The organism is Aliivibrio finisterrensis, assembly GCF_008933155.1.
Classification (GTDB): Bacteria; Pseudomonadota; Gammaproteobacteria; order Enterobacterales; family Vibrionaceae; genus Aliivibrio; species Aliivibrio finisterrensis.
Genome location: NZ_WBVP01000013.1, coordinates 61,148 through 81,303, shown reverse-complemented (window position 1 = coordinate 81,303; position 20,156 = coordinate 61,148). Strand labels below are relative to the sequence as shown.

Annotated in this window: 18 protein-coding genes; 17 read left to right on the top strand and 1 reads right to left on the bottom strand. The window is 40.5% G+C overall.

The window, feature by feature from the left end; genetic code table 11:
* Position 1: 1 nt before the first annotated feature.
* The 17 genes from F8B77_RS12280 (at position 2) to tldD (ending at position 19,505) form a co-directional block, all read left to right on the top strand.
* Entirely contained in the window at positions 2 to 1,231 is a 1,230-nt protein-coding gene (locus F8B77_RS12280; protein WP_151655546.1) for a type II secretion system F family protein, read from the top strand.
* Positions 1,231 to 1,683 (top strand): type IV pilus, mannose-sensitive hemagglutinin protein MshF, encoded by a 453-nt coding sequence (locus tag F8B77_RS12275; RefSeq protein ID WP_244298258.1) that lies wholly within the window; start codon positions 1,231 to 1,233, stop codon positions 1,681 to 1,683. The genes F8B77_RS12280 and F8B77_RS12275 overlap by 1 nt, the downstream gene beginning before the upstream one ends.
* Before the next feature lie 88 nt (positions 1,684 to 1,771).
* Positions 1,772 to 2,335 (top strand): prepilin-type N-terminal cleavage/methylation domain-containing protein, encoded by a 564-nt coding sequence (locus F8B77_RS12270; RefSeq protein WP_130046936.1) that lies wholly within the window; start codon positions 1,772 to 1,774, stop codon positions 2,333 to 2,335.
* 145 nt (positions 2,336 to 2,480) lie between these two features.
* The gene (locus F8B77_RS12265) at positions 2,481 to 2,939 is read left to right on the top strand and encodes a type II secretion system protein (RefSeq protein ID WP_151655545.1); all 459 of its coding nucleotides are present in this window, start codon (positions 2,481 to 2,483) and stop codon (positions 2,937 to 2,939) included.
* A 128-nt stretch (positions 2,940 to 3,067) separates the two neighbouring features.
* Complete coding sequence (locus tag F8B77_RS12260) at positions 3,068 to 3,664, top strand: prepilin-type N-terminal cleavage/methylation domain-containing protein (RefSeq protein ID WP_151655544.1); 597 nt, start codon at positions 3,068 to 3,070, stop codon at positions 3,662 to 3,664.
* Entirely contained in the window at positions 3,661 to 4,239 is a 579-nt protein-coding gene (locus F8B77_RS12255) for a prepilin-type N-terminal cleavage/methylation domain-containing protein (RefSeq protein ID WP_151655543.1), read from the top strand. Before F8B77_RS12260 ends, F8B77_RS12255 begins: the two co-directional genes overlap by 4 nt.
* A complete protein-coding gene (locus F8B77_RS12250; RefSeq protein ID WP_151655542.1) occupies positions 4,239 to 4,964 on the top strand; it encodes a PulJ/GspJ family protein in 726 nt (241 codons plus the stop codon). Before F8B77_RS12255 ends, F8B77_RS12250 begins: the two co-directional genes overlap by 1 nt.
* A complete protein-coding gene (locus F8B77_RS12245; protein ID WP_151655541.1) occupies positions 4,954 to 5,388 on the top strand; it encodes an MSHA biogenesis protein MshP in 435 nt (144 codons plus the stop codon). Before F8B77_RS12250 ends, F8B77_RS12245 begins: the two co-directional genes overlap by 11 nt.
* Positions 5,388 to 8,522: a DUF6701 domain-containing protein gene (locus F8B77_RS17545; RefSeq protein ID WP_167512814.1), complete on the top strand. Its 3,135-nt coding sequence runs from the start codon at positions 5,388 to 5,390 to the stop codon at positions 8,520 to 8,522. Before F8B77_RS12245 ends, F8B77_RS17545 begins: the two co-directional genes overlap by 1 nt.
* A 122-nt stretch (positions 8,523 to 8,644) precedes the next feature.
* Positions 8,645 to 9,688 (top strand): rod shape-determining protein, encoded by a 1,044-nt coding sequence (locus F8B77_RS12235; protein WP_130044409.1) that lies wholly within the window; start codon positions 8,645 to 8,647, stop codon positions 9,686 to 9,688.
* A 23-nt stretch (positions 9,689 to 9,711) separates the two neighbouring features.
* Positions 9,712 to 10,569, top strand: a complete 858-nt coding sequence (gene mreC, locus F8B77_RS12230; RefSeq protein WP_151655540.1) for a rod shape-determining protein MreC — start codon at positions 9,712 to 9,714, stop codon at positions 10,567 to 10,569.
* Entirely contained in the window at positions 10,559 to 11,050 is a 492-nt protein-coding gene (gene mreD, locus F8B77_RS12225; RefSeq protein WP_130044407.1) for a rod shape-determining protein MreD, read from the top strand. Before mreC ends, mreD begins: the two co-directional genes overlap by 11 nt.
* Positions 11,051 to 11,059: 9 nt before the next feature.
* A complete protein-coding gene (locus tag F8B77_RS12220; RefSeq protein WP_151655539.1) occupies positions 11,060 to 11,653 on the top strand; it encodes a Maf family protein in 594 nt (197 codons plus the stop codon).
* 19 nt (positions 11,654 to 11,672) lie between these two features.
* Positions 11,673 to 13,142 carry a ribonuclease G gene (rng, locus tag F8B77_RS12215; RefSeq protein WP_151655538.1) on the top strand — a complete coding sequence of 490 codons (1,470 nt, stop codon included), beginning with the start codon at positions 11,673 to 11,675 and terminating at the stop codon, positions 13,140 to 13,142.
* Positions 13,143 to 13,155: 13 nt separating this feature from the next.
* The gene (locus tag F8B77_RS12210; protein ID WP_151655537.1) at positions 13,156 to 17,028 is read left to right on the top strand and encodes a YhdP family protein; all 3,873 of its coding nucleotides are present in this window, start codon (positions 13,156 to 13,158) and stop codon (positions 17,026 to 17,028) included.
* 101 nt (positions 17,029 to 17,129) lie between these two features.
* Entirely contained in the window at positions 17,130 to 17,948 is an 819-nt protein-coding gene (locus F8B77_RS12205; RefSeq protein WP_151655536.1) for a carbon-nitrogen hydrolase family protein, read from the top strand.
* Between the two features lie 111 nt (positions 17,949 to 18,059).
* On the top strand, positions 18,060 to 19,505 hold the full coding sequence (tldD, locus tag F8B77_RS12200) for a metalloprotease TldD (RefSeq protein WP_151655535.1): 1,446 nt from the start codon (positions 18,060 to 18,062) through the stop codon (positions 19,503 to 19,505).
* Positions 19,506 to 19,576: 71 nt separating this feature from the next.
* On the opposite strand, the gene yjgA is transcribed toward tldD, so the two are convergent.
* A complete protein-coding gene (gene yjgA, locus F8B77_RS12195) occupies positions 19,577 to 20,107 on the bottom strand; it encodes a ribosome biogenesis factor YjgA (RefSeq protein ID WP_165367117.1) in 531 nt (176 codons plus the stop codon).
* Positions 20,108 to 20,156: the final 49 nt, after the last annotated feature.

The window sequence follows — 20,156 nt, the reverse complement described above, 5'->3', positions numbered from 1 at the left end:
CATGACCATATATAAATATACAGGGCGAAATGCCAAGGGTGCATCGGTATCAGGAAAGATTGAAGCACCGTCACAAGAGAGTGCTGCAGAGCAGTTAATGAATGAAAGTATTATTCCTATTTCAATTCAGTCTGGTGGAAAATTAAAAGGTTCGGCACCCTCTGTTGATTGGAGGGCGTGGTTTCAGCCCTCTATCCCACTTGAAGTGTTAGTGATCTTTTGTCGCCAAATGTACAGCTTAACGAAAGCTGGCGTGCCTTTGTTAAGAGCCATGAATGGATTGACACAAAACAGCAATAATAAATTGTTAAAGCAATCACTTGAAGAGGTTACTGCGGATCTAACTAATGGTCGAAGTTTATCTGTCGCAATGAAGCAGCACCCTAGGGTGTTTAGCTCTTTGTTCGTTTCAATGATCCATGTAGGTGAAAACACCGGTCGTTTAGATCAGGCCTTACTTCAATTGGCTAATTATTACGAACAAGAGATGGAAACTCGTAAGCGAATCAAGTCAGCAATGCGTTACCCAATTTTTGTGTTGAGCTTTATTTTCATCGCCATGTTAGTGCTTAACGTTAAAGTGATCCCACAATTCACTTCAATGTTTGCTCGTTTTGGTGTTGAGTTACCGCTACCGACACGGATATTGATGGCAACCTCAAGTTTTTCTGTTAACTACTGGCACTTTATTTTAGGTGGTATGGCTGGCATGTTTGTTGCTTTCCAATCATGGGTTAGTGGTGACGTAGGACGAGAAAAGTGGGATAAATTTCGACTTAGGCTCCCTATTGTTGGTGATATTGTTACCCGAGCTCAAATGTCTCGTTTTTCAAGAACTTTTGCGTTAATGCTGAAATCAGGTGTGCCATTAAATCAATCGTTAGCACTCTCTGCCGAGGCTCTTGGTAATAAGTATTTAGAAAACCGATTGTTAGAGATGAAAAGTGGCATCGAGTCGGGGACCAGTATGTCAGCCACAGCTGCTCAAAGTGGAATTTTTACGCCTTTAGTGCAACAAATGATTGCGGTAGGTGAAGAGACTGGGCAAATTGATGATTTGCTATTAGAAGTCTCTGATTTTTATGATCGTGAAGTTGATTATGATTTAAAAACATTAACAGCGAGAATTGAACCTCTGTTATTGGTTATTGTATCAGGCATGGTACTCATATTAGCATTAGGTATTTTCTTACCAATGTGGAATATGTTGGATGTAGTAAAAGGAAGTTGATGATGAGAGTAACCCGTATTACGTGGGGGGCTTTATTCATTATCTTACTGGCTGTTATTTTGGTTCAGTGGGATAAAATGGAACCAGAAGTCGAAGATACTGCATTGATGATGGCAAGTCGCGAAATCTTATCATCTGCAAATGAGTTTAAAAATTATTGGGTGGTTAATGGGCAACCCGCAAGTATGAATAAAGACAATATTGAGGTCACCTTCAGCAAATCAGGTTGGCCATTAGTATTGGATGATAACAAGCTAGATTGTGAGCAATGGCTGGATTTACTGCTACCAAGAAAAGAAAAAATTTATACAGATACTATAAAAGTACATGATAATGCAACAAAAAAAGAACAACATCAATGTTCTTACGGTGCGTCGAATGGTAAAATGATTTCAGTTATGCTCATCAATGGCGTATTTAAAGTCAGTGTCGGTTTTTTGGATGAAGGTTAAGTTGTCGTTTTTTTGACGAACAGCGTGTTTTTTTTTACAAAATCCCTTACAATCCAGAACGAAATAAGAAATAGAGAGAAGCATTACGATGAAACACCAAAAAGGTTTCTCACTGGTTGAGCTAGTGATTGTGATTGTGGTTATAGGCTTACTGGCAACCGTCGCATTACCTCGATTTTTAGATGTTAGCCTTGAAGCAAAAAAAGCCAGTATTGAAGGTGTTGCAGGTGGTTATGCAACGGCGGTGCTTTCGGCAAGAGCACAATGGGAAGCAGAAGCTCGTCCTAAAACTGATGGCAGTAATGCGGTTAGTTATGATGGCACTGAATTTTGGTTAACCGACCCATCAAAAAACAATCAATCAGATTTTCGTCCTGGTTACCCAATTTCACCACGTGAAGATTTAGATGGTAATGATACGGGGGATTACCCAGGATCATTAACGGCAAAAGAATGTATCTTGCTAATGGAAATGTTATTGCAAAATGCGCCATACGTGACAGATGACAGCAATGATAATAAAGCCAAATATTTAGCAGAAGTGATTAGTGAAAACAGTCGCAATCAATGCAAATACACACAACAAGAAAATGAAGGGCACTTTTTCACTTATGAGCCAGAATCTGGCCGTGTGGTAGTGACTTTGCAATAAAGATTAATACCTTGGTAATAACGGTGATTATGCAAGGTACTAAATGAAAAGCGCTTAAACCAATGGTGTTATAGCGGCAACTGTTTTAACAATAATGGTGGTAACTAATGCGTGCCATCACTTTTATTATAAAGAGAGAAGTAAGATGAAAAGACAAGGTGGTTTCACCCTTATTGAGTTAGTAGTAGTCATTGTTATTTTAGGTATTCTTGCAGTAACTGCGGCCCCTAAATTCCTTAACCTACAATCAGATGCGCGTGCATCATCACTGCAAGGCCTAAAAGGCGCAATGGCTGGTGCAGCTGGTATCGTTTACGGTAAAGCGGCGATTGAAGGTGTTGAGCGTTCAGAAAATGCTGTTGAAGTTGACGGTATTCAAGCTATTCATGGTTATCCAACTGCCGCAGCGAATGGTATTGGAGCTGCAGTAGTTGGTTTAGCTGATGACGCTGAATGGGAGGTTGTATCTGCAGCAGTAACAGTGCCACCAACTATTTCATATAAGTTTGCTAATAATGGTTCAGATACGTGTATCGTTACTTATAAAGAAGCAACATCAGTTGCTGCACCAGTTATTACTGCTGCTGATGCTGAAAAGTGTTAATAACTAACGCTTAATACTCAAAAAAGCCAGCGATCTCCGCTGGCTTTTTTGTATCTAAAATTAACAATCCCTCGCTATCTCTATAATTTCCGTTATCCTAATAACAGCAAGCAATAAGGTAACGGCTGATGACCCCTTTTCTCATAAAAAAACACTCAAAAAAAACAGTAATGCACATGGGTTTTACCTTAGTAGAACTGATTGTCGTGATCTTGATATTAGCCATTATTGGTGTCTATGCCTCGAGTAAATACATGGGAGCGAGCCGTTTTTCTTCAGCGGCTGCACAAGAGCAAGTACTCTCTATTCTGCGTCAAGTTCAAATCACCGCGATGCAAGTAAATGGTTCAAATGACCACGATGACTGTCGGTTGATTGTCATGAGAAAAACTCAATTTGGTGTTAGCCAGTCATGCCCAAGTCGAGATATGAGCAGCGCGGTATTATCCGATTACTCTAAAGATAGCAATCAACAGCAACTAGAGCAGATCCAACTTAATTATGCGTTTAACAGTGCTAGTGGAGTGATCTCTGTTTCTGAATTGACCTTCGATTTATTAGGCCGGCCCATAATGGCTACCTCATCTGCAGCCACCTCTCTTTGTACTATCAGTGATTGTCGAATCACCATTAATACGCCCTCTGTCAACGAAAGCCGCTCAGTATGTATTAATAGCGAAGGGTTTATTTATCGCTCACGACTAGCGAGCGGGTGCGGATTATGAATAAAGTAATTAACCACCCAAAGGGCTTTACCTTAATCGAATCGATAATTGGTATTATTATTCTGGGCTTTGCGCTATTGATTTTAGTGACGGGCGTGTTTAGTTCAGCCTCTAAATCACATCAAGCCACCTATCAATCTCAAGCAGCAACGCTTGGACATTCGATCATGACTGACATCCTCAGTCGCCAATTTGATGAGCATAGTGATCCTAACGGCGGGCAATATCGCTGTGGGGAAATGATTTCAAATATTGTCATCTCTGATTGCTCGACTAACTTAGGATCTGATACTGGCGAAACGAGTGCAGACACCTTTAATGATGTTGATGACTTTATTGGTTGTTGGGGAGATACGACTCAATGCACTTCTGGACTGGCTCATTATCCGTTAAATCAGTTAATAGAACCAAGCAGTGCGGATGAATATAAAAATTTCACGGTTGAAATTACAGTGGCCTATGCTGATGTTGATGGCAGTGGTGACGCAATAACACCATATAAAAAAATAGAGATCACCTTATTTGCGGGTAATCATGCTCAATATACCTTTAGTGCTTATCGAGGGAATTATTAATGAAGCGTATTAGTGGATTTACCCTTATCGAGTTGATCTTAACCATTGTGGTGGTCGGGGTTATTGCTATCGCAGCAAGCAACACCCTAGTGCTTGGTTTTCAAAGCTACAACGACAGTATTGATCGTCAAGATAACCAAATGCAGGCAAAGTTTGTGATAGAAAAACTCAGCAGAGAATTGCGTCATGCCGTGCCAAATAGCGCGGAGGTGGTCAGTAGCCAATGTGTTAGCTTTATCCCTCTTAAGGTCAGTGCTTTTTATCTTGAATTGCCTCAATTTAATCAAAAACAAATAGATGTTGTTTTGCTCTCTAATAATACAGTGACGCTTGATAACTTTAGGTTAGTGATTAATCCGAGTTCCCAATCTGATTTATTGGATGAAACTCATAATAGGTTTATTACTATAGAGTCAATGACACAATCGGGAGCTATTTCTACCATCCACTTCCCAAACACTACGAATAATCCTGCATTTATTTCAAGCTCTGTTTCTGAGCGTGCCTTTATTTATCGACCAAGTGTCGTTGAGTATTGTATACAGGCTGGCGGGGTGTTTCGTGATGGAATGCAAATTGCTAACCACGTTATCTCTGGTGGATTCTCTATTGATAACGCGTCGCTCAATCGTAATAGCATGATTAAGATGGTCTTAACGCTTGAAAATGATCTTGGTGAGGCAACTCAATATCAACATGATGTGCAGGTGATGAATGTACCATAATCAATCAAAGCAAAAAGGTAACCTATTGATCATGTCTGTGGTCATTATGGTTGCTGTTGGCTATTTATCATTGAATTTATTGAAAGTAGAAACCAGCAATCACGACACGGTTTCTAGTGAAATATTAGGTACACAAGCATGGCTTTTAGCTCACTCAGGGGCGGAGTGGGGGTTAGTGCAGTTGTTTCCATTAAACCAATCCGGGGCTGATGATTCGATTTGTGATGGCAATACTTACACTCCTAATATGAAACCCGATGACAGCGGTTGTCGTACTAAACCGCAAGTGAAATGTGACATGACATCAGTAAACTACAAAGGCAATGCTATTCGATATTTTCAGATTATAAGCACCGCAAATTGTGGAACAGGGATAAACCAAGTGACGCGAGTTCAAGAAGTATGGGCGAAGGAAATTAATTAATGAAAATAGTATGGCAATTAATTTTTATCTACTTATCTTTGAATTCTTTACCTTCTTTGGCCCAAAAAGCTGAAATAGGTTCGCTTTCTCAACATTTTACTGTACCACCTCAACAATGTGATGCATTTAATGGAATGCAGACATGGAGAAATAACTCGGTAAATTTAATTACTATGGAAAATCATGCATTAGTTTCTGGGGGAGGAAGCATTAAAGGGCAGGTAAGGTTTACCAATGAGATTGTTAATCAATACCCTGGATTTATCCCAGAAACGCCTATAGAGCATGGATTATGTGATGGGGAAAGCTGCTCTTTAGCTAATGATAGTGATTTGCCTGATCTTTTGAGTTTTAGTTGGCAAATTTCTTCAGAAGCTCGAATTATCAATGGATACGATTCAAATTGGGATGAACAAAAAGTTTTTCAAAGATCTACATATTTTAAGAATCCTTACGGTATAGGAAGTCATACAGGGTTTAGCGTTAAATCATCACATACAGTGTTATTCAAATCAGGAGAATACTGGTTTGATGATATGAGAGTTCTAGGTAATATTGAAATTGAAGGAGATGTTATTTTTCATGTTCAAGATAAGATTGATTTTGCTAGAAATGTAAATGCCAATAGTGGTGGAACCCTTTTTATCTACTCCTATAAAGACAGCGGGTGTGAATCAACGATTGATATATCGCCGAGCCAGCCTTTAGTTAATCAAGATTATAGTGTGAATTTAAATACTGATGCCTATGTCAATGGTTATATATATACCAAAGGTTCCATGACGTTAACTAACGGTGCAAAAGTTAGAGGTGCGGTTACAGCCTGTCAGATTGCCATGAGTAATGATTCTGAATTTATTCATGAACCTCTTACAAATTGTGGATCAAATAGTTATCAACTCGTCATCTCGCCAACGTCAGGTAAAGGCCTTGCTTGTGATGGTATAGAAATTGATTTCTCCCTTGTTGATTCTAATGGCAATGTGGTTGAAGGTAAGGGGCAGAAATTACAAGTAAGCAGTACTCCAGTTGCTGTTGGAGATAGAAACTCAGCGTGTTGGAGTGAAGACGGAAACATTACAACACCCGAGTGTAATCATGCTGATGACAGTCGTTTCGATACGGTATTTCCATCAAGTGGCCCGGCGGTGGTTACTCGATATATTCATAGTAAATTTTTAAACTCTTATAACGTATCAGCCAGTGTCAGTAGTGACTATTTAACGACAACAGAAGGACCGTATGAGTTTATTGCTAAAGTGATAAGTATTGTCCCATCTGAGGGGGTTGATGGCTCTGATAGTAATCAAGTAGCAGGGCGACCTTATCCATTTAGATTAAAAATCCGTGGTAAAGAAAATGGAAATGGCAATATGCTAAATTGCCATATTATTAAAGAAACCGCAGACATTGATGTCACATTCTCGAACTCAGTCTTGCCTGTGACCAGCAATGAGAATATTGAAATTAGCCAAGAAGGTAGCAGTTGGACTGAAGCAAATAAAACGTTATCGGTTTCGTTTGTGAATGGTGTTGCTGGCGGAGATGAGAGTCAGGCTGATGGCTCATTGAAAGCGCGTTTGAATGACGCTGGTAAAGCAAGATTAACGGTTAGTGCAAATATTCAAGGCAATACGTTTACTACCTCGGAGCAATTTTATTTTCGTCCTTTTACCGCTGCATTGTGTGACCAATCATCAGCATTACCATCTTATACCGATGAGCTTAATGGCGCTTACTTGGCTTCGGGCACCGATTTTAATGCTTATTTAAAAGCAGTTAATTGGATAAAAGGATTAGATAAAGGACTCTATGGCGATGGCGTCCCTGATTATGACAATCCATCGTTAGTGTGCAGTAAGGCCGTGACACCAAGCTATGTTACTCACAGCGAGGGGGTGGCTCAGTTAAGCTTAGCGGCTCAATTAAACTACCCACTATCAGGGATGATAGGAGTGATTACCGCAGATGGTCACCCTATTGCTAATTTTAGTAAAGAGGTAACCCGTGAGAATAAAAGCGCTTCTACACAAATGAACTGGAATGAAGTAGGCACTCTGGGTTTTGATGTATTCCAGAATAATTACTTTAATCGCTCTGGGTTTACTATCCCGTCAACTTTCGCTAAGGTCGGGCGTTTTTATCCTGCGTTTTTTTCTATAACTAATACGGAATGGGATTATCCAGAAGAGCAAGGTTCTACTGATGGAACCTATGTTTATATGGGACAAAACTTTACCAATGTTGATTTTCAGGTAATGTCTTATAGTGCTTCAGGTACTAACACTATAAATTATGGTGGTTTTGATGAATCACTAAAAGCGTGGTTTTCTTTGGTTGGTGAGTATGCAGCTCGTTTAAATATTACAAATGCTGATTTAGATGCATCTCATTGGGGAAATGGTGCTCTTTGGCAGGTAAGTAACTTAAATGATGCCGTTGTATGGTCTCGTTTAAATGATTCGACACTTGCTGGAAACATCACTACAAAGCCTGATGGGCCATTTAATATGAATGGTAATACAAGCTCAATAACAACGACTCTTGGGCTGGAAATCAGTGGTGCCGATCCTGTTTCTTTTGATGCTACCTTTTTTGATCCTGCAGTAATAGAGCAAGAATTGCTGTCGCAGCCTGATGTTCGTTATGGTCGAATGGTATTAGATAGTGTGGGAACCGCTGTAGGGCAAAGTATGAGTGTTCCACTGCGCGTTGAGTACTGGTCTGGTAACGCCTTCGTTCTGAGTAATACAGATAATGCGAGTAAGTTTGAAGGTGAAAAGCATTGCAAGCAAACAGTATGGTCAGATCCAACGCAATCAACTAATGTAATATTAAAAGGCTCAAATACGGTAATTCAGGGCAGTGACGTTACTCATTTAATTGCAGATGCAAGTAATAGTACATTACGAGAGCAGGTACGTTTTTGGGTAAGACTAGCAAGTACTTCCTCACAAATAGGTGAAGCGAATGTCGATTGTGAATCTGACTACCTAGATCAACCCTGGCTGCAATTTAACTGGCGAGGTCAAGGCGATGAAGATCCGTCAACCGTAGTGACCTTTGGTATTTACCGTGGTAATGATCGCGTCATATTCCGCGGTGAAAGTAACATTATTGGTACTTCTAACTAAAAATTGAATAAAAATCCTGATTTGCTTCAGGATTCTGTACCAATGCCTTGCTGATTAGGCTAGGCATTGGTACATTTAGTAAAATTTATCTCATTCTCACGTTTTCAGGAAATACGAAGATTATGTTTAAAAAACTTCGTGGCATGTTTTCAAACGATCTTTCGATCGATCTAGGTACTGCCAACACACTTATCTATGTAAAAGGTCAAGGTATTGTTCTTGATGAACCGTCAGTTGTTGCTATCCGTCAAGACCGTGGTGGCGCAACAAAAAGTGTTGCGGCTGTAGGTCACGATGCAAAGCAAATGCTAGGTCGTACTCCTGGTAACATTTCAGCTATCCGTCCAATGAAAGACGGCGTTATTGCTGACTTCTATGTAACTGAAAAAATGTTACAACACTTTATCAAGCAAGTGCATGACAATAGCGTATTACGTCCAAGTCCTCGTGTATTGGTTTGTGTTCCTTGTGGTTCTACACAAGTTGAGCGTCGTGCTATTCGTGAATCTGCACAAGGTGCGGGTGCTCGTGAAGTTTACCTTATCGATGAGCCTATGGCGGCGGCAATTGGTGCGGGCTTACCTGTATCTGAAGCAACAGGTTCTATGGTGATCGATATTGGTGGTGGTACGACAGAAGTTGCTGTTATCTCACTAAATGGTGTGGTTTACTCTTCTTCAGTTCGCATCGGTGGTGACCGTTTTGATGAAGCGATCATTAACTATGTTCGTCGTAACTACGGCAGCTTAATTGGTGAAGCAACCGCTGAGCGCATCAAGCATGAAATCGGTTCTGCATACCCTGGTGATGATGTTTGTGAGATTGAAGTTCGTGGTCGTAACCTTGCAGAAGGTGTTCCTCGTAGCTTTACGCTCAATTCAAATGAAATCTTAGAAGCACTTCAAGAGCCTCTATCAGGTATCGTTTCTGCGGTAATGGTTGCTTTAGAACAATGTCCGCCTGAGTTAGCGTCTGATATTTCAGAGCACGGTATGGTTCTAACTGGTGGTGGTGCACTACTTCGTGATTTAGACCGTCTTCTAACTGAAGAGACAGGCATTCCAGTTGTTGTTGCAGAAGAACCACTGACTTGTGTGGCTCGTGGCGGCGGTAAAGCATTAGAAATGATCGACATGCACGGTGGCGATCTCTTTAGTGAAGAGTAATAATTAATAACGGGTGAGTGGACATGACTCCAATCTTTGGTAGAGGCCCCTCTCTACAGTTTCGCCTGTTTATTGCTGTAATGATATCGGCTAGCCTTATGCTGGCCGATAGTCGTTTAAATGCATTTTCTGAGATACGTTACCTACTTAATAGCTTTGTTGCCCCTATTCATTATGCAGCAAACCTTCCTCGTACGATGTTTGATGGTATGTATGAACGGTTTAATAGCCGAAATACACTCATGCTTGAAAATCAGAAGCTTAAGCAAGATATTTTTATTCAAAACAGTAATTTATTGTTGTTGGAACAGCTAAAACAAGAGAATAGCCGTTTACGTGATCTTCTTGGTTCCCCTTTTATTCGAGATGAAAAGAAGATGGTTACCGAGGTGATGGCTGTTGATTCGGCACCTTATACTCATCAAGTCATGATAGATAAAGGCTTGATCGATGGTGTGTATGAAGGGCAACCAGTGATCAACGATAAAGGCATTGTTGGCCAAATTAACTATGTTGGAGCACATAATAGCCGAGTGTTGCTATTAACGGATCCAAACAATGCGATTCCTGTTCAAATTGTTCGGAATGATATTCGTGTTATTGCGTCAGGTAAAGGCCATTTAGATACCATGCAACTTGAACATATTCCGACGAATACCGATATTGAAATTGGTGATTTATTGGTGAGTTCAGGTCTGGGCGGTCGTTACCCTGAAGGATACCCTGTTGGGTATATTTCCAGTATTGATAATGATAATAAGCGCCCATTTGCTTCGATTGAATTAGCTACAACCGTTGAATTTGATAAATTGCGTTATTTATTATTAGTTTGGCCAACAGAAACAGAAGTAAAAGCCAAGGAGATATCGGATGGCGAGTAGTCATTTAATGCGTGGTCGAATCATTATTTGGCTCTCTTTTTTAATCGCATTAATTTTGCAAGCTGCACCTTGGCCAGGAACGCTAGAAGTATTGAGACCTTCTTGGATTATCTTAGTCACGTTTTATTGGGTACTCGCATTACCACATCGAGTGAATGTGGGTACAGCAATGATTTTGGGTATCTTATGGGATCTCTTATTAGGGACGACATTAGGTATTCGTGGTATGACGATGGCAATTTTAATCTACCTTGTTGCTGCTAATTTTAAGTTATTGAGAAATTTGGCATTATGGCAACAAGCCGCTATTTTTTCAGGATTAACGCTTTTAGGTAAAATAATTGAGTTTATGGGCGAATTTTTAGTTCATGATGTGTCCTTTAACGCACACTTTTTATGGGCTGGCGTGTTAAACTTTCTTTTATGGCCATGGTTATTTTTATTGATGCGTAGAGTACGTCGTCATTGGTCAATTCGATAAGGACAGGGAATGGCAGCTCAAGTTTTTTTAGCTTCTGGCTCACCGCGTAGAAAAGAGCTGCTAGCTCAATTAGGTTACCAATTTGAGGTGTTATCTGTAGATGTTGAAGAGGTGCATCAAGCGCATGAGACACCTCTTATGTATGTAGAGCGTCTTTCTAAAGATAAAGCTCAGGCAGGCATAAAAGCACTAGCAGAAGGCAACACAATAGAACATATTGAGAAAAAAACAGTCCCAGTATTGGGCTCTGACACCATCGTAGTTATCGATGGTGTTATTTTAGAAAAACCAAAAGATTTTAAAGATGCTAAGAGAATGCTCTTAGCACTGTCTGGTCGTCAACATCAAGTAATGACTGCTGTAACACTAGCGACACCTGAAACAACAAAAACCAAAACAGTAATAACACAGGTGTGGTTTAGACCACTTTCAGAACAAGAGATAGAACAATATTGGGAAAGTGGTGAACCTTGCGATAAAGCGGGTTCATACGGAATTCAAGGTAGTGGTGGGCGATTTGTCTCGCGTATTGATGGTAGCTATCACGCTGTCATGGGACTGCCTTTGATGGAAACAGATCAGCTCTTACACCAATTTTTGTAAAAATTAGTGAGGTGCTCCAATGAGTACAGAGTTGTTAATAAACGTAACACCGAGTGAAACTCGTGTTGCGATGATTGAAGCAGGCGTGCTTCAAGAGATCCATGTAGAAAGAGAAGCACGACGTGGTATTGTGGGTAATATTTATAAAGGCCGAGTAAGCCGAGTATTACCGGGGATGCAAGCCGCATTTATAGATATCGGTTTAGATAAAGCCGCCTTTCTTCACGCCTCGGATATTGTCCCTCATACCGAGTGTGTCTCTGAGAATGAAAAACGTCAATTCCAAGTAAGAGACATTTCTCAACTTGTTCATCAAGGACAAGATTTGGTTGTTCAAGTGGTAAAAGATCCGCTTGGGACCAAAGGCGCTCGTTTGACGACAGATATAACCCTTCCTTCTCGTTACTTGGTTTTTATGCCGGGGGCGAGTCATGTTGGCGTATCTCAACGTATTGAAAGTGAGAAAGAACGTAACCGCTTAAAGAATACCGTCTCTGATTACTGTGATGAGTTTGGTGGATTCATCATTCGAACTGCTGCGGAAGGCGCCAGTGAAGCAGAAATCTCACAAGATGCCGCTTTCTTAAAGCGTTTATGGCATAAAGTTATTGAACGACGTAAAAAGAGTAAAACGAAGTCAATGCTTTATGGCGAGTTAGGGTTAGACCAACGTATTTTGCGTGATTTTGTCGGCACCGAATTGGATTTAATTCGCGTTGATTCAAAATTGGCTTTTGAAAAGTTAAAAGAATTTACCACAGAATTTGTCCCAGAACTGACTAAGAAACTTGAATATTATGCTGGTGATAAACCGATTTTCGATATGTACGAAACGGAAAATGAAATTCAGCGCGCGCTTGATCGTAAGGTTGAATTGAAGTCGGGTGGTTACTTAATTATCGACCAAACCGAAGCCATGACAACGGTTGATATTAATACCGGTGCTTTTGTTGGGCGTCGTAATTTAGAAGAAACCATTTTCAACACCAATATTGAAGCGACTCAAGCCATTGCTCGTCAGCTGCGTTTACGCAATTTAGGTGGGATCATCATTATTGATTTCATTGATATGTTGAGTGAAGAGCATCGCCGTCGAGTACTCCACTCTTTAGGTATGGCACTAGAGAAAGATCGAGTAAAAACCAATATCAATGGGTTCACTCAACTTGGTCTTGTTGAAATGACTCGAAAACGCACTCGAGAAAGTATTGAACATATTCTATGTGGCCAGTGTCCTACGTGTGAAGGACGTGGTGCCGTTAAGACGGTTGAGAGTGTGTGCTATGAGATATTGCGTGAAATCACACGAGTAAACCGAGCTTATGATTCTGATAAGTTTGTTGTTTATGCCTCAGTAGCCGTCGCTGATGCACTTGAGGGAGAAGAATCTCATGCATTAGCAGAGCTCGAACTCTTTATTGGTAAGCAGGTCAAAATTCAAGCGGAGCCTTTGTATATTCAAGAGCAGTTTGATGTTGTAATGATGTAGAGAATAATAATACGTGACCACTAAGTTAATTCGTTTTGAACGTTGCTTGATGGGATTATTGCTGCTGGTATTTTTGCTAGCAGCATTAGTCATAACCAGCTTGCGTCTGTTTCTTCCCTCTTTGAATCAATATCAACCTGAAATTGAAGCATTTCTTTCTAAAGCGACTGGTTTTTCTATCTCTATTGGTGAGTTAGATGGCCGTTGGCGAAATACCAATCCTTCATTAAACCTTCAAAAACTGAAAGCGATTGACCCTGTCTCTGGTGATGAAATTATTTCAGTTAAAGAAGTCGAAATTCAATTAAATATCCTCTCTTCTCTATGGGCAAGACAGCCACAATTTGCAGATTTACGCATTGATAAACTTAATGCGGATCTGACGTCATTAGGGAATAGTTCTACTGACTCGAATAGCCTAAAAGATGAGGCGGAAGCTAAGGACGATAATTCATTAGCGAAACGATTAGAGGATATCTTTTTAGTTCGTTTAAATCATTTCTCAGTGAAAAACTCACGAGTTGCGTTTGTTGCATTGGATGGGACAGATAAAACGGTACAAATTGACTCGCTACAGTGGCGGAATGAGCGCAGAAAGCATTTAGCTGAAGGCGTCGTTAGTGTTGTGGGAAGTGAGATAAATCAACTTAAAATCATTGCGAATTTTAAAGAAAAAGGCACATTTAAAAGTTTAGATGGCCATTTCTACATTGAAGCAAAAAATATTCAAGTAACACCATGGATCACGGAAGAAATTAAAAAAGAATATGGGATTACTCAAGGTGAAATATCGGCTAATGCATGGCTATCATTTAAAAACGGCCAACCTATAGATGCATTAGTTGAAGCCTCGCCTTCTTATCTTAATTGGATTGAAGATAAAGAGGTTCACCAAGCAAGCGTCGAAGGGGGCGTTTTTGAACTTCAGCCTGATAAGCAAGGATGGAAGGTATTTGCATCAGATGTTCAGATAAAGCATCAATCAAGCTTATGGCCTAAGATTTCAGGTAGATTTACATGGCAGCCTGAAAAGTGGATTTTAAACCTTATTCACATTGATCTTAAAAGTGTATTAAGTTTAAAAACATTGTTACCTGCTTCTCAAGATAATATTACCGATCTTCTCACGAGTTTAGATCCAAAAGGCAGCGTTAATGATATCCGTGTTGAATTTGATCATACCGCAGGATTAAGTTATTCCGCATCAATACATGCCGCTGGAATGCAGCAGTGGGAGTTACTGCCAGGCTTCCATAAGTTAGATGTACTTATTGCTGGTGATGCTGAAAAAGGTGAAGCAAAGTTATCATTGGTAGACGATATCTTGCCTTATGGTGATGCATTCCAAGCGCCTTTAAATATAACTCATGGTGATGTGAGTATTTATTGGGATGTGAATAATGAAGGGTGGCGTTTGTGGTCAGATTACATCAATGTAGCAACGCCTGATCTACAAGTTAAAGGGGAGTTTCGTTTAGACTTCCCTAAAGAAAAGCCTTCTGTACTTTCTTTTTATGCTGAGGCAGATGCCTTTAATGCGGATCAAACGTGGCGCTATTTACCAACGTTGGCATTAGGACAAGACTTAACGGATTATCTCTCTGCAGCAGTACAAGGCGGCAGTGCTAAGACGGCGCAATTATTGTGGTATGGTGAATTAGGTGATTTCCCATATACAAAATATGACGGTATTTTCCAAGTCAAAGTGGGGTTGAAAAATGCTAAGTTTTCGTTTGATACGGCCTGGCCTCCACTAACAAATTTACAGTTAGATTTACTGTTTCAAAACGCCTCAATGTTCTTAAGCTCACATTCTGCCGACTTAATGGACGTTCATGCCACCCGTGTGACAGGGCGTATTACTAATTTATCCGAAGATGGAAAGCTTACCATTCGTGCGACTGCTAATGGGTCTGGTAAAGCGGTACGCGAATATATGACAGCGACACCACTGGTTGATTCTGTGGGAGCTGCATTAAACAGTATTCATGTAAATAACCGAGTTGATGCTTTACTGCAACTGGATATTCCTTTTACCGGTGAAGAAGTTAGAGCTTGGGGTTATGCAGATTTAGCCGATAACCACATTGAGCTTCAATCCCCAAATATAGTATTAACAGACGTTAAGGGGCGAATTGAGTTTGATAATGACGTGGTTAAATCATCAGGAATTAAAGCGTCATTATTGGGACAACCAGTCACCTTATCATTTGATGGTGAAGCACAATCTGATTTTTATAGTGTTGCGATTGAAACAAAAGGAAAGTGGAAGGTATCCCCGTTAAAAGACTACATAGATTCTCCAATGATGCAGAAAGTCAGTGGGGTATCTTCATGGAGTTCAAACATTAATTTGCAAGTGGCTGATGTCGGTTTCACTTATCAAATTGGCGTTAATGCGGCGTTAGGAGAGATGTCATCAACATTGCCGTATCCATTAATGCTGGAAAAAGGAACAGCGGAACAAGCATTATTACAAGTGTCTGGTAACTCAGAAAAAATTTCTGGTCGCTTAACGCTACCGAATGCTAAATACCAAGCAGAAGTAAATATCTCAAGTTCAGAGCCGGTTATTACTGCCAGTCATGTCATCGTTGGTAGAGGTAACTTTAAGGTGAGTCCTATTGTGGGACAATCTGCTTCCATTAATACCAAGACATTTGATTTAGATACTTGGTTATCTGAACCTATTTTGGCAAAAGAAAAAGCACAAAGTGCATCGAAATCATCATCGGTCAGTCATTTCCCTACGATTCCGACACCGACTCGGATTGATGCAAAAGTGAAGTCATTACGAGTAGCGAGTTTAGATTGGAATGATGTCAGTATTGATGCGCGTAAGAAGTCTCAAGGCTGGTATGCACAAGTGCAAAGCCAAGAAGTCGATGGCAAAGCCAGTTGGAAAGGAAATGACGATTTATTAGTGCAATTAGATAACCTACATATTTTTATTCCTAGTCTAGATAAGCCTGAAAATCAAAGAGGCTTGAATCGAGCAAAAGTAGACGACCCACTTATTTCTGAGTTTGATCGTGAGTTTTTTCGTTTAATGCCTAATCTAGAGTTAACGATTAGAGATTCGTGGATTCAAGGATACAAGCTTGGAAAGGTAGATACAAAGCTGTATAAAAAAGGTGATGCTTTTTACCTAGATAAGTTAAATGTCACTAGTGGTGAGGATAAGTTTTCGATGTCTGGTAATTGGGAGCTAAATAAGGAGAGAAGCCATTCTGCCTTTAAACTGACAGCATCAGGAAAGAATAACTCTGAATTACTGGCTCGATTTGGGATAAGTTCTGGTGTTCAAAAAGCCAGCTACAGTATGGATGCGGATCTTAATTGGGATGGTGCGCCTTGGAGCATTCAAGTTCATACCTTATCTGGAGAGTTAGCGTCAACGCTCGGTGAGGGCGTGATTACTGACGTCAAAGGGGCGGCTCGTTTTCTTGGGCTATTTAGTATTGATTCCATCATTCGTAAAATGAAATTGGACTTTAGAGACGTCTTTGATGATGGTATGGCGTTTAATTCGATCACAGGCAGCGGCAAAATGCGCGAAGGTATCTTTGTGAGTAATAACCTAACGATGGATGCTGTTGCAGGTGAAATGAATATTAAAGGCAAAGCCGACTTAAATACTCGTCTCGTTGATGCAGAAGTGAAATTCACCCCTGATTTGACCTCTGGGATACCTATTATTACCGCCTTTGCGGTAGCTCCTCAGACGGCGATTATTGTGCTTGCAGTAGCTACTGCCATTGCACCTGTTATTGATGTTATTACTCAAGTTAATTACAAGGTGGAAGGACCGTTGGAATCACCAACAGTTAAAGAGCTTTCGCGTAGTCAAGGTGAATATCAATTACCTGAGAAAACAGGAAAATAATAACCAGGTCAATAGAGGGGTTTTTCTGGGTAGTAGTCAAAGATTTATCTGAATTGGTATTACTTATCATTATAGATACAGCATCAGTGTAAGGATATGTGATGAAGAAAATTGGCGTAGTACAGATGAATTCAGGTTCAGATCCTGAAGTGAATATGAAGCAATTAAATCTCAAGCTGAAAGGGTTGCAACAGCAAGGGGTAAAACTTGCTTTAACGCCAGAAAATAGCATCGTCTTTGGTCAGAAAGAAGATTATGAGCGCCATGCAGAACCGCTAGGTACGGGGATTTTACAGCAAGAGCTATCTGTTCTAGCGAAGCGTTATCAGCTTTGGCTTATTGTTGGTTCTTTTCCTGTTCGTAATCCTGATGGTAGCTTGTCGACGACGTGCTTAGTGTTTAATGATAATGGCGAACTTATCGAGCACTATAATAAATTGCATATGTTTGATGTTGAAATCGAAGATGGTCACCATAGCTATCGAGAGTCAGATACATTTACTCCCGGGAATGAAGTCAAAGTGGTAGAGACGCCGTTTGGCAAGGTAGGCCTATCCATTTGCTATGATGTACGCTTTCCACAGTTATATAGTGAGCTTCGTCAGCAGGGCGCTGAAATTATTGTTGTTCCTGCTGCGTTTACTAAAATAACAGGTTACGCCCATTGGGATGTTTTATTGCGCTCAAGAGCTATAGAGACGCAATGTTGGGTCCTTGCTGCAGGCCAATGGGGCAATCATGGGGCAGGTCGTGAAACTTGGGGTCACTCAATGGTTGTTGATCCTTGGGGAAATAAAGTGGCAGTCCAAAAAGAAGGCACTGGAGTGATTACTGCAGAGCTTGATCTTTCGCATTTAAGAGCGATACGTAGAAAAATGCCAGTTATTGAGCATTCGAGGTTGCATAGCCAGCTTAGCTAATCGCGATAGTTACCGTTTTATTCAATAAAAGAGTGAGTTTCACTATAAAAGCCATTCTTTTTTATTCATAATTAGATCCTAGATCTTAAATTCTTAACAAGAGTACCTCGAATGAGTTTGCAAGAAGTAGAACAATCCTTATTGAGTCAAGCAGGGATCGGTCAGCAAGAACTGTCTCAGACCTTAAGTACCATCGCAAAAAGAGACGTAGACTATGCTGATATCTATTTTCAATCTTGCTGGCATGAATCGTTAGTACTCGAAGACAGCATTATTAAAGATGGATCGTTTAATATTGACCGTGGTGTTGGTATTCGTGCCGTTGCCGGTGAAAAAACAGGCTTTGCGTATTCAGATCAAATTAATCTTGAAGCATTAACTCAAAGCGCTAAAGCGGCTCGTGGTATTGTGCAACAAGGTGGAGAAGGCAGAGTTAAGGCGTTTTCAGCGCAAACTACTCCTCAGTTTTATGCGCCAATCAATCCACTGAACAGCTTGGATAAGCAACAAAAAATTGCCCTACTTGAAGAGGTAGATGCGTACATTCGAGCAAAAGAACCACTTGTTCAAGAAGTATCAGCAAGCATCACTGGTGTTTACGAACAAATGTTGGTTGCTGCTTTAGATGGGACGTATGCTGCGGATATTCGCCCATTGGTACGTTTATCTATTAGCGTATTAGTTCAGCGTGGTGATAAGCGTGAACGTGGTAGTGCGGGTGGTGGTGGCCGTTATGGTTATGACTATTTCTTAACTGAAGTAAATGGTAAATCTATCGCGTTAGAATTTGCTGATGAAGCGATCCGTCAAGCTCTTGTGAACCTTGAGGCTGATGCAGCACCTGCGGGCATGATGCCTGTAGTACTTGGTTCTGGTTGGCCGGGTGTTTTATTGCATGAAGCGGTTGGGCATGGCCTTGAAGGTGATTTTAACCGTAAAGGGTCATCGGTATTTTCAGGTAAGCTTGGTGAACAAGTTACCTCTTCGGTATGTACTATCGTTGATGATGGCACCATGGCAGATCGCCGTGGTTCATTAAATGTGGATGATGAAGGTGTAGCGGGTCAATATAATACGTTAATTGAAAACGGTGTATTAAAAGGCTACATGCAAGATAAGCTGAATGCACGTTTAATGGGCGTAGCACCAACGGGTAATGGTCGTCGTGAATCGTACGCTCATTTACCTATGCCACGTATGACAAATACTTATATGCTACCGGGTGAACATACACCAGAAGAGATTATCGCAACGGTTAAAAATGGTATTTACGCACCAAACTTTGGCGGTGGTCAGGTTGATATTACGTCAGGTAAATTTGTATTCTCTGCATCAGAAGCATACTTAATTGAAAATGGTAAAATTACTCGCCCAGTTAAAGGCGCTACCTTAATTGGTTCTGGGATTGAAGCAATGCAGCAGATCTCAATGGTTGGTAATGATTTATCACTCGATCGCGGTGTTGGTGTTTGTGGTAAAGCAGGACAAAGCGTACCTGTTGGTGTTGGTCAACCGACATTAAAACTGGATGCCTTAACGGTTGGCGGTACTGAGTAACAGCCAGTTAAAATTATGCAGTATCTATAAGAAAGGGCCACGTATTAAAAAATACATGGCCCTTTTTAGTATTATAAATCTTCGTCTAAGTATAGATCTTTTAATACTTGGAAAATTTCTCGATACGCTTTTGGCGGCTTTTTCGATGCTTTTTCTTTTTGTGCTTGGCGAGCAAGTTGGCGGAAGCGTTGGCGATCTGCTTCTGGGTATCTCACCATAACTTCTTCAATTACCACATCTGGTGTTTCGATCATACGGTCACGTAGGATCTCTAATTTTTGAAGTGCAATTGTAGTTTGTGAGTGCTTATTACGAATTTTATCTAGAGCTAATTGAATTGGCTCAGGATCTTCAAGACGCATTAATTTACCAATGTATTGTAATTGGCGGCGTTTTGCTTCGTTCTTAAAGCGTTGCGCATCAGCGATTGCGACTTGCAAGTCTTCTGATAATGGGAACTTAGCAAGAACAGATGGTTTTAAACCCACCAATTCTTCGCCTAGCTTTTGTAAGTCTTCCATGTCGTTTTTCATCTCGGTTCTGCTTACCCAGATGATCTCTTCTTCTTCTTCCCAAGGTGCTTTTTGATTTTTACGTGCCATGATATTCATTCTTTAATGGGTGATTCTCTCTATTTTAGCAAGATAAATG

What these genes read in the sequence shown, in the direction of transcription:
- F8B77_RS12280 (WP_151655546.1), top strand. Translation starts at nt 2, where the DNA reads ATGACCATATATAAATATACAGGGCGAAATGCCAAGGGTGCATCGGTA.
- F8B77_RS12275 (WP_244298258.1), top strand. Translation starts at nt 1,231, where the DNA reads ATGATGAGAGTAACCCGTATTACGTGGGGGGCTTTATTCATTATCTTA.
- F8B77_RS12270 (WP_130046936.1), top strand. Translation starts at nt 1,772, where the DNA reads ATGAAACACCAAAAAGGTTTCTCACTGGTTGAGCTAGTGATTGTGATT.
- F8B77_RS12265 (WP_151655545.1), top strand. Translation starts at nt 2,481, where the DNA reads ATGAAAAGACAAGGTGGTTTCACCCTTATTGAGTTAGTAGTAGTCATT.
- F8B77_RS12260 (WP_151655544.1), top strand. Translation starts at nt 3,068, where the DNA reads ATGACCCCTTTTCTCATAAAAAAACACTCAAAAAAAACAGTAATGCAC.
- F8B77_RS12255 (WP_151655543.1), top strand. Translation starts at nt 3,661, where the DNA reads ATGAATAAAGTAATTAACCACCCAAAGGGCTTTACCTTAATCGAATCG.
- F8B77_RS12250 (WP_151655542.1), top strand. Translation starts at nt 4,239, where the DNA reads ATGAAGCGTATTAGTGGATTTACCCTTATCGAGTTGATCTTAACCATT.
- F8B77_RS12245 (WP_151655541.1), top strand. Translation starts at nt 4,954, where the DNA reads ATGTACCATAATCAATCAAAGCAAAAAGGTAACCTATTGATCATGTCT.
- F8B77_RS17545 (WP_167512814.1), top strand. Translation starts at nt 5,388, where the DNA reads ATGAAAATAGTATGGCAATTAATTTTTATCTACTTATCTTTGAATTCT.
- F8B77_RS12235 (WP_130044409.1), top strand. Translation starts at nt 8,645, where the DNA reads ATGTTTAAAAAACTTCGTGGCATGTTTTCAAACGATCTTTCGATCGAT.
- mreC (WP_151655540.1), top strand. Translation starts at nt 9,712, where the DNA reads ATGACTCCAATCTTTGGTAGAGGCCCCTCTCTACAGTTTCGCCTGTTT.
- mreD (WP_130044407.1), top strand. Translation starts at nt 10,559, where the DNA reads ATGGCGAGTAGTCATTTAATGCGTGGTCGAATCATTATTTGGCTCTCT.
- F8B77_RS12220 (WP_151655539.1), top strand. Translation starts at nt 11,060, where the DNA reads ATGGCAGCTCAAGTTTTTTTAGCTTCTGGCTCACCGCGTAGAAAAGAG.
- rng (WP_151655538.1), top strand. Translation starts at nt 11,673, where the DNA reads ATGAGTACAGAGTTGTTAATAAACGTAACACCGAGTGAAACTCGTGTT.
- F8B77_RS12205 (WP_151655536.1), top strand. Translation starts at nt 17,130, where the DNA reads ATGAAGAAAATTGGCGTAGTACAGATGAATTCAGGTTCAGATCCTGAA.
- tldD (WP_151655535.1), top strand. Translation starts at nt 18,060, where the DNA reads ATGAGTTTGCAAGAAGTAGAACAATCCTTATTGAGTCAAGCAGGGATC.
- yjgA (WP_165367117.1), bottom strand. Translation starts at nt 20,107, where the DNA reads ATGGCACGTAAAAATCAAAAAGCACCTTGGGAAGAAGAAGAAGAGATC.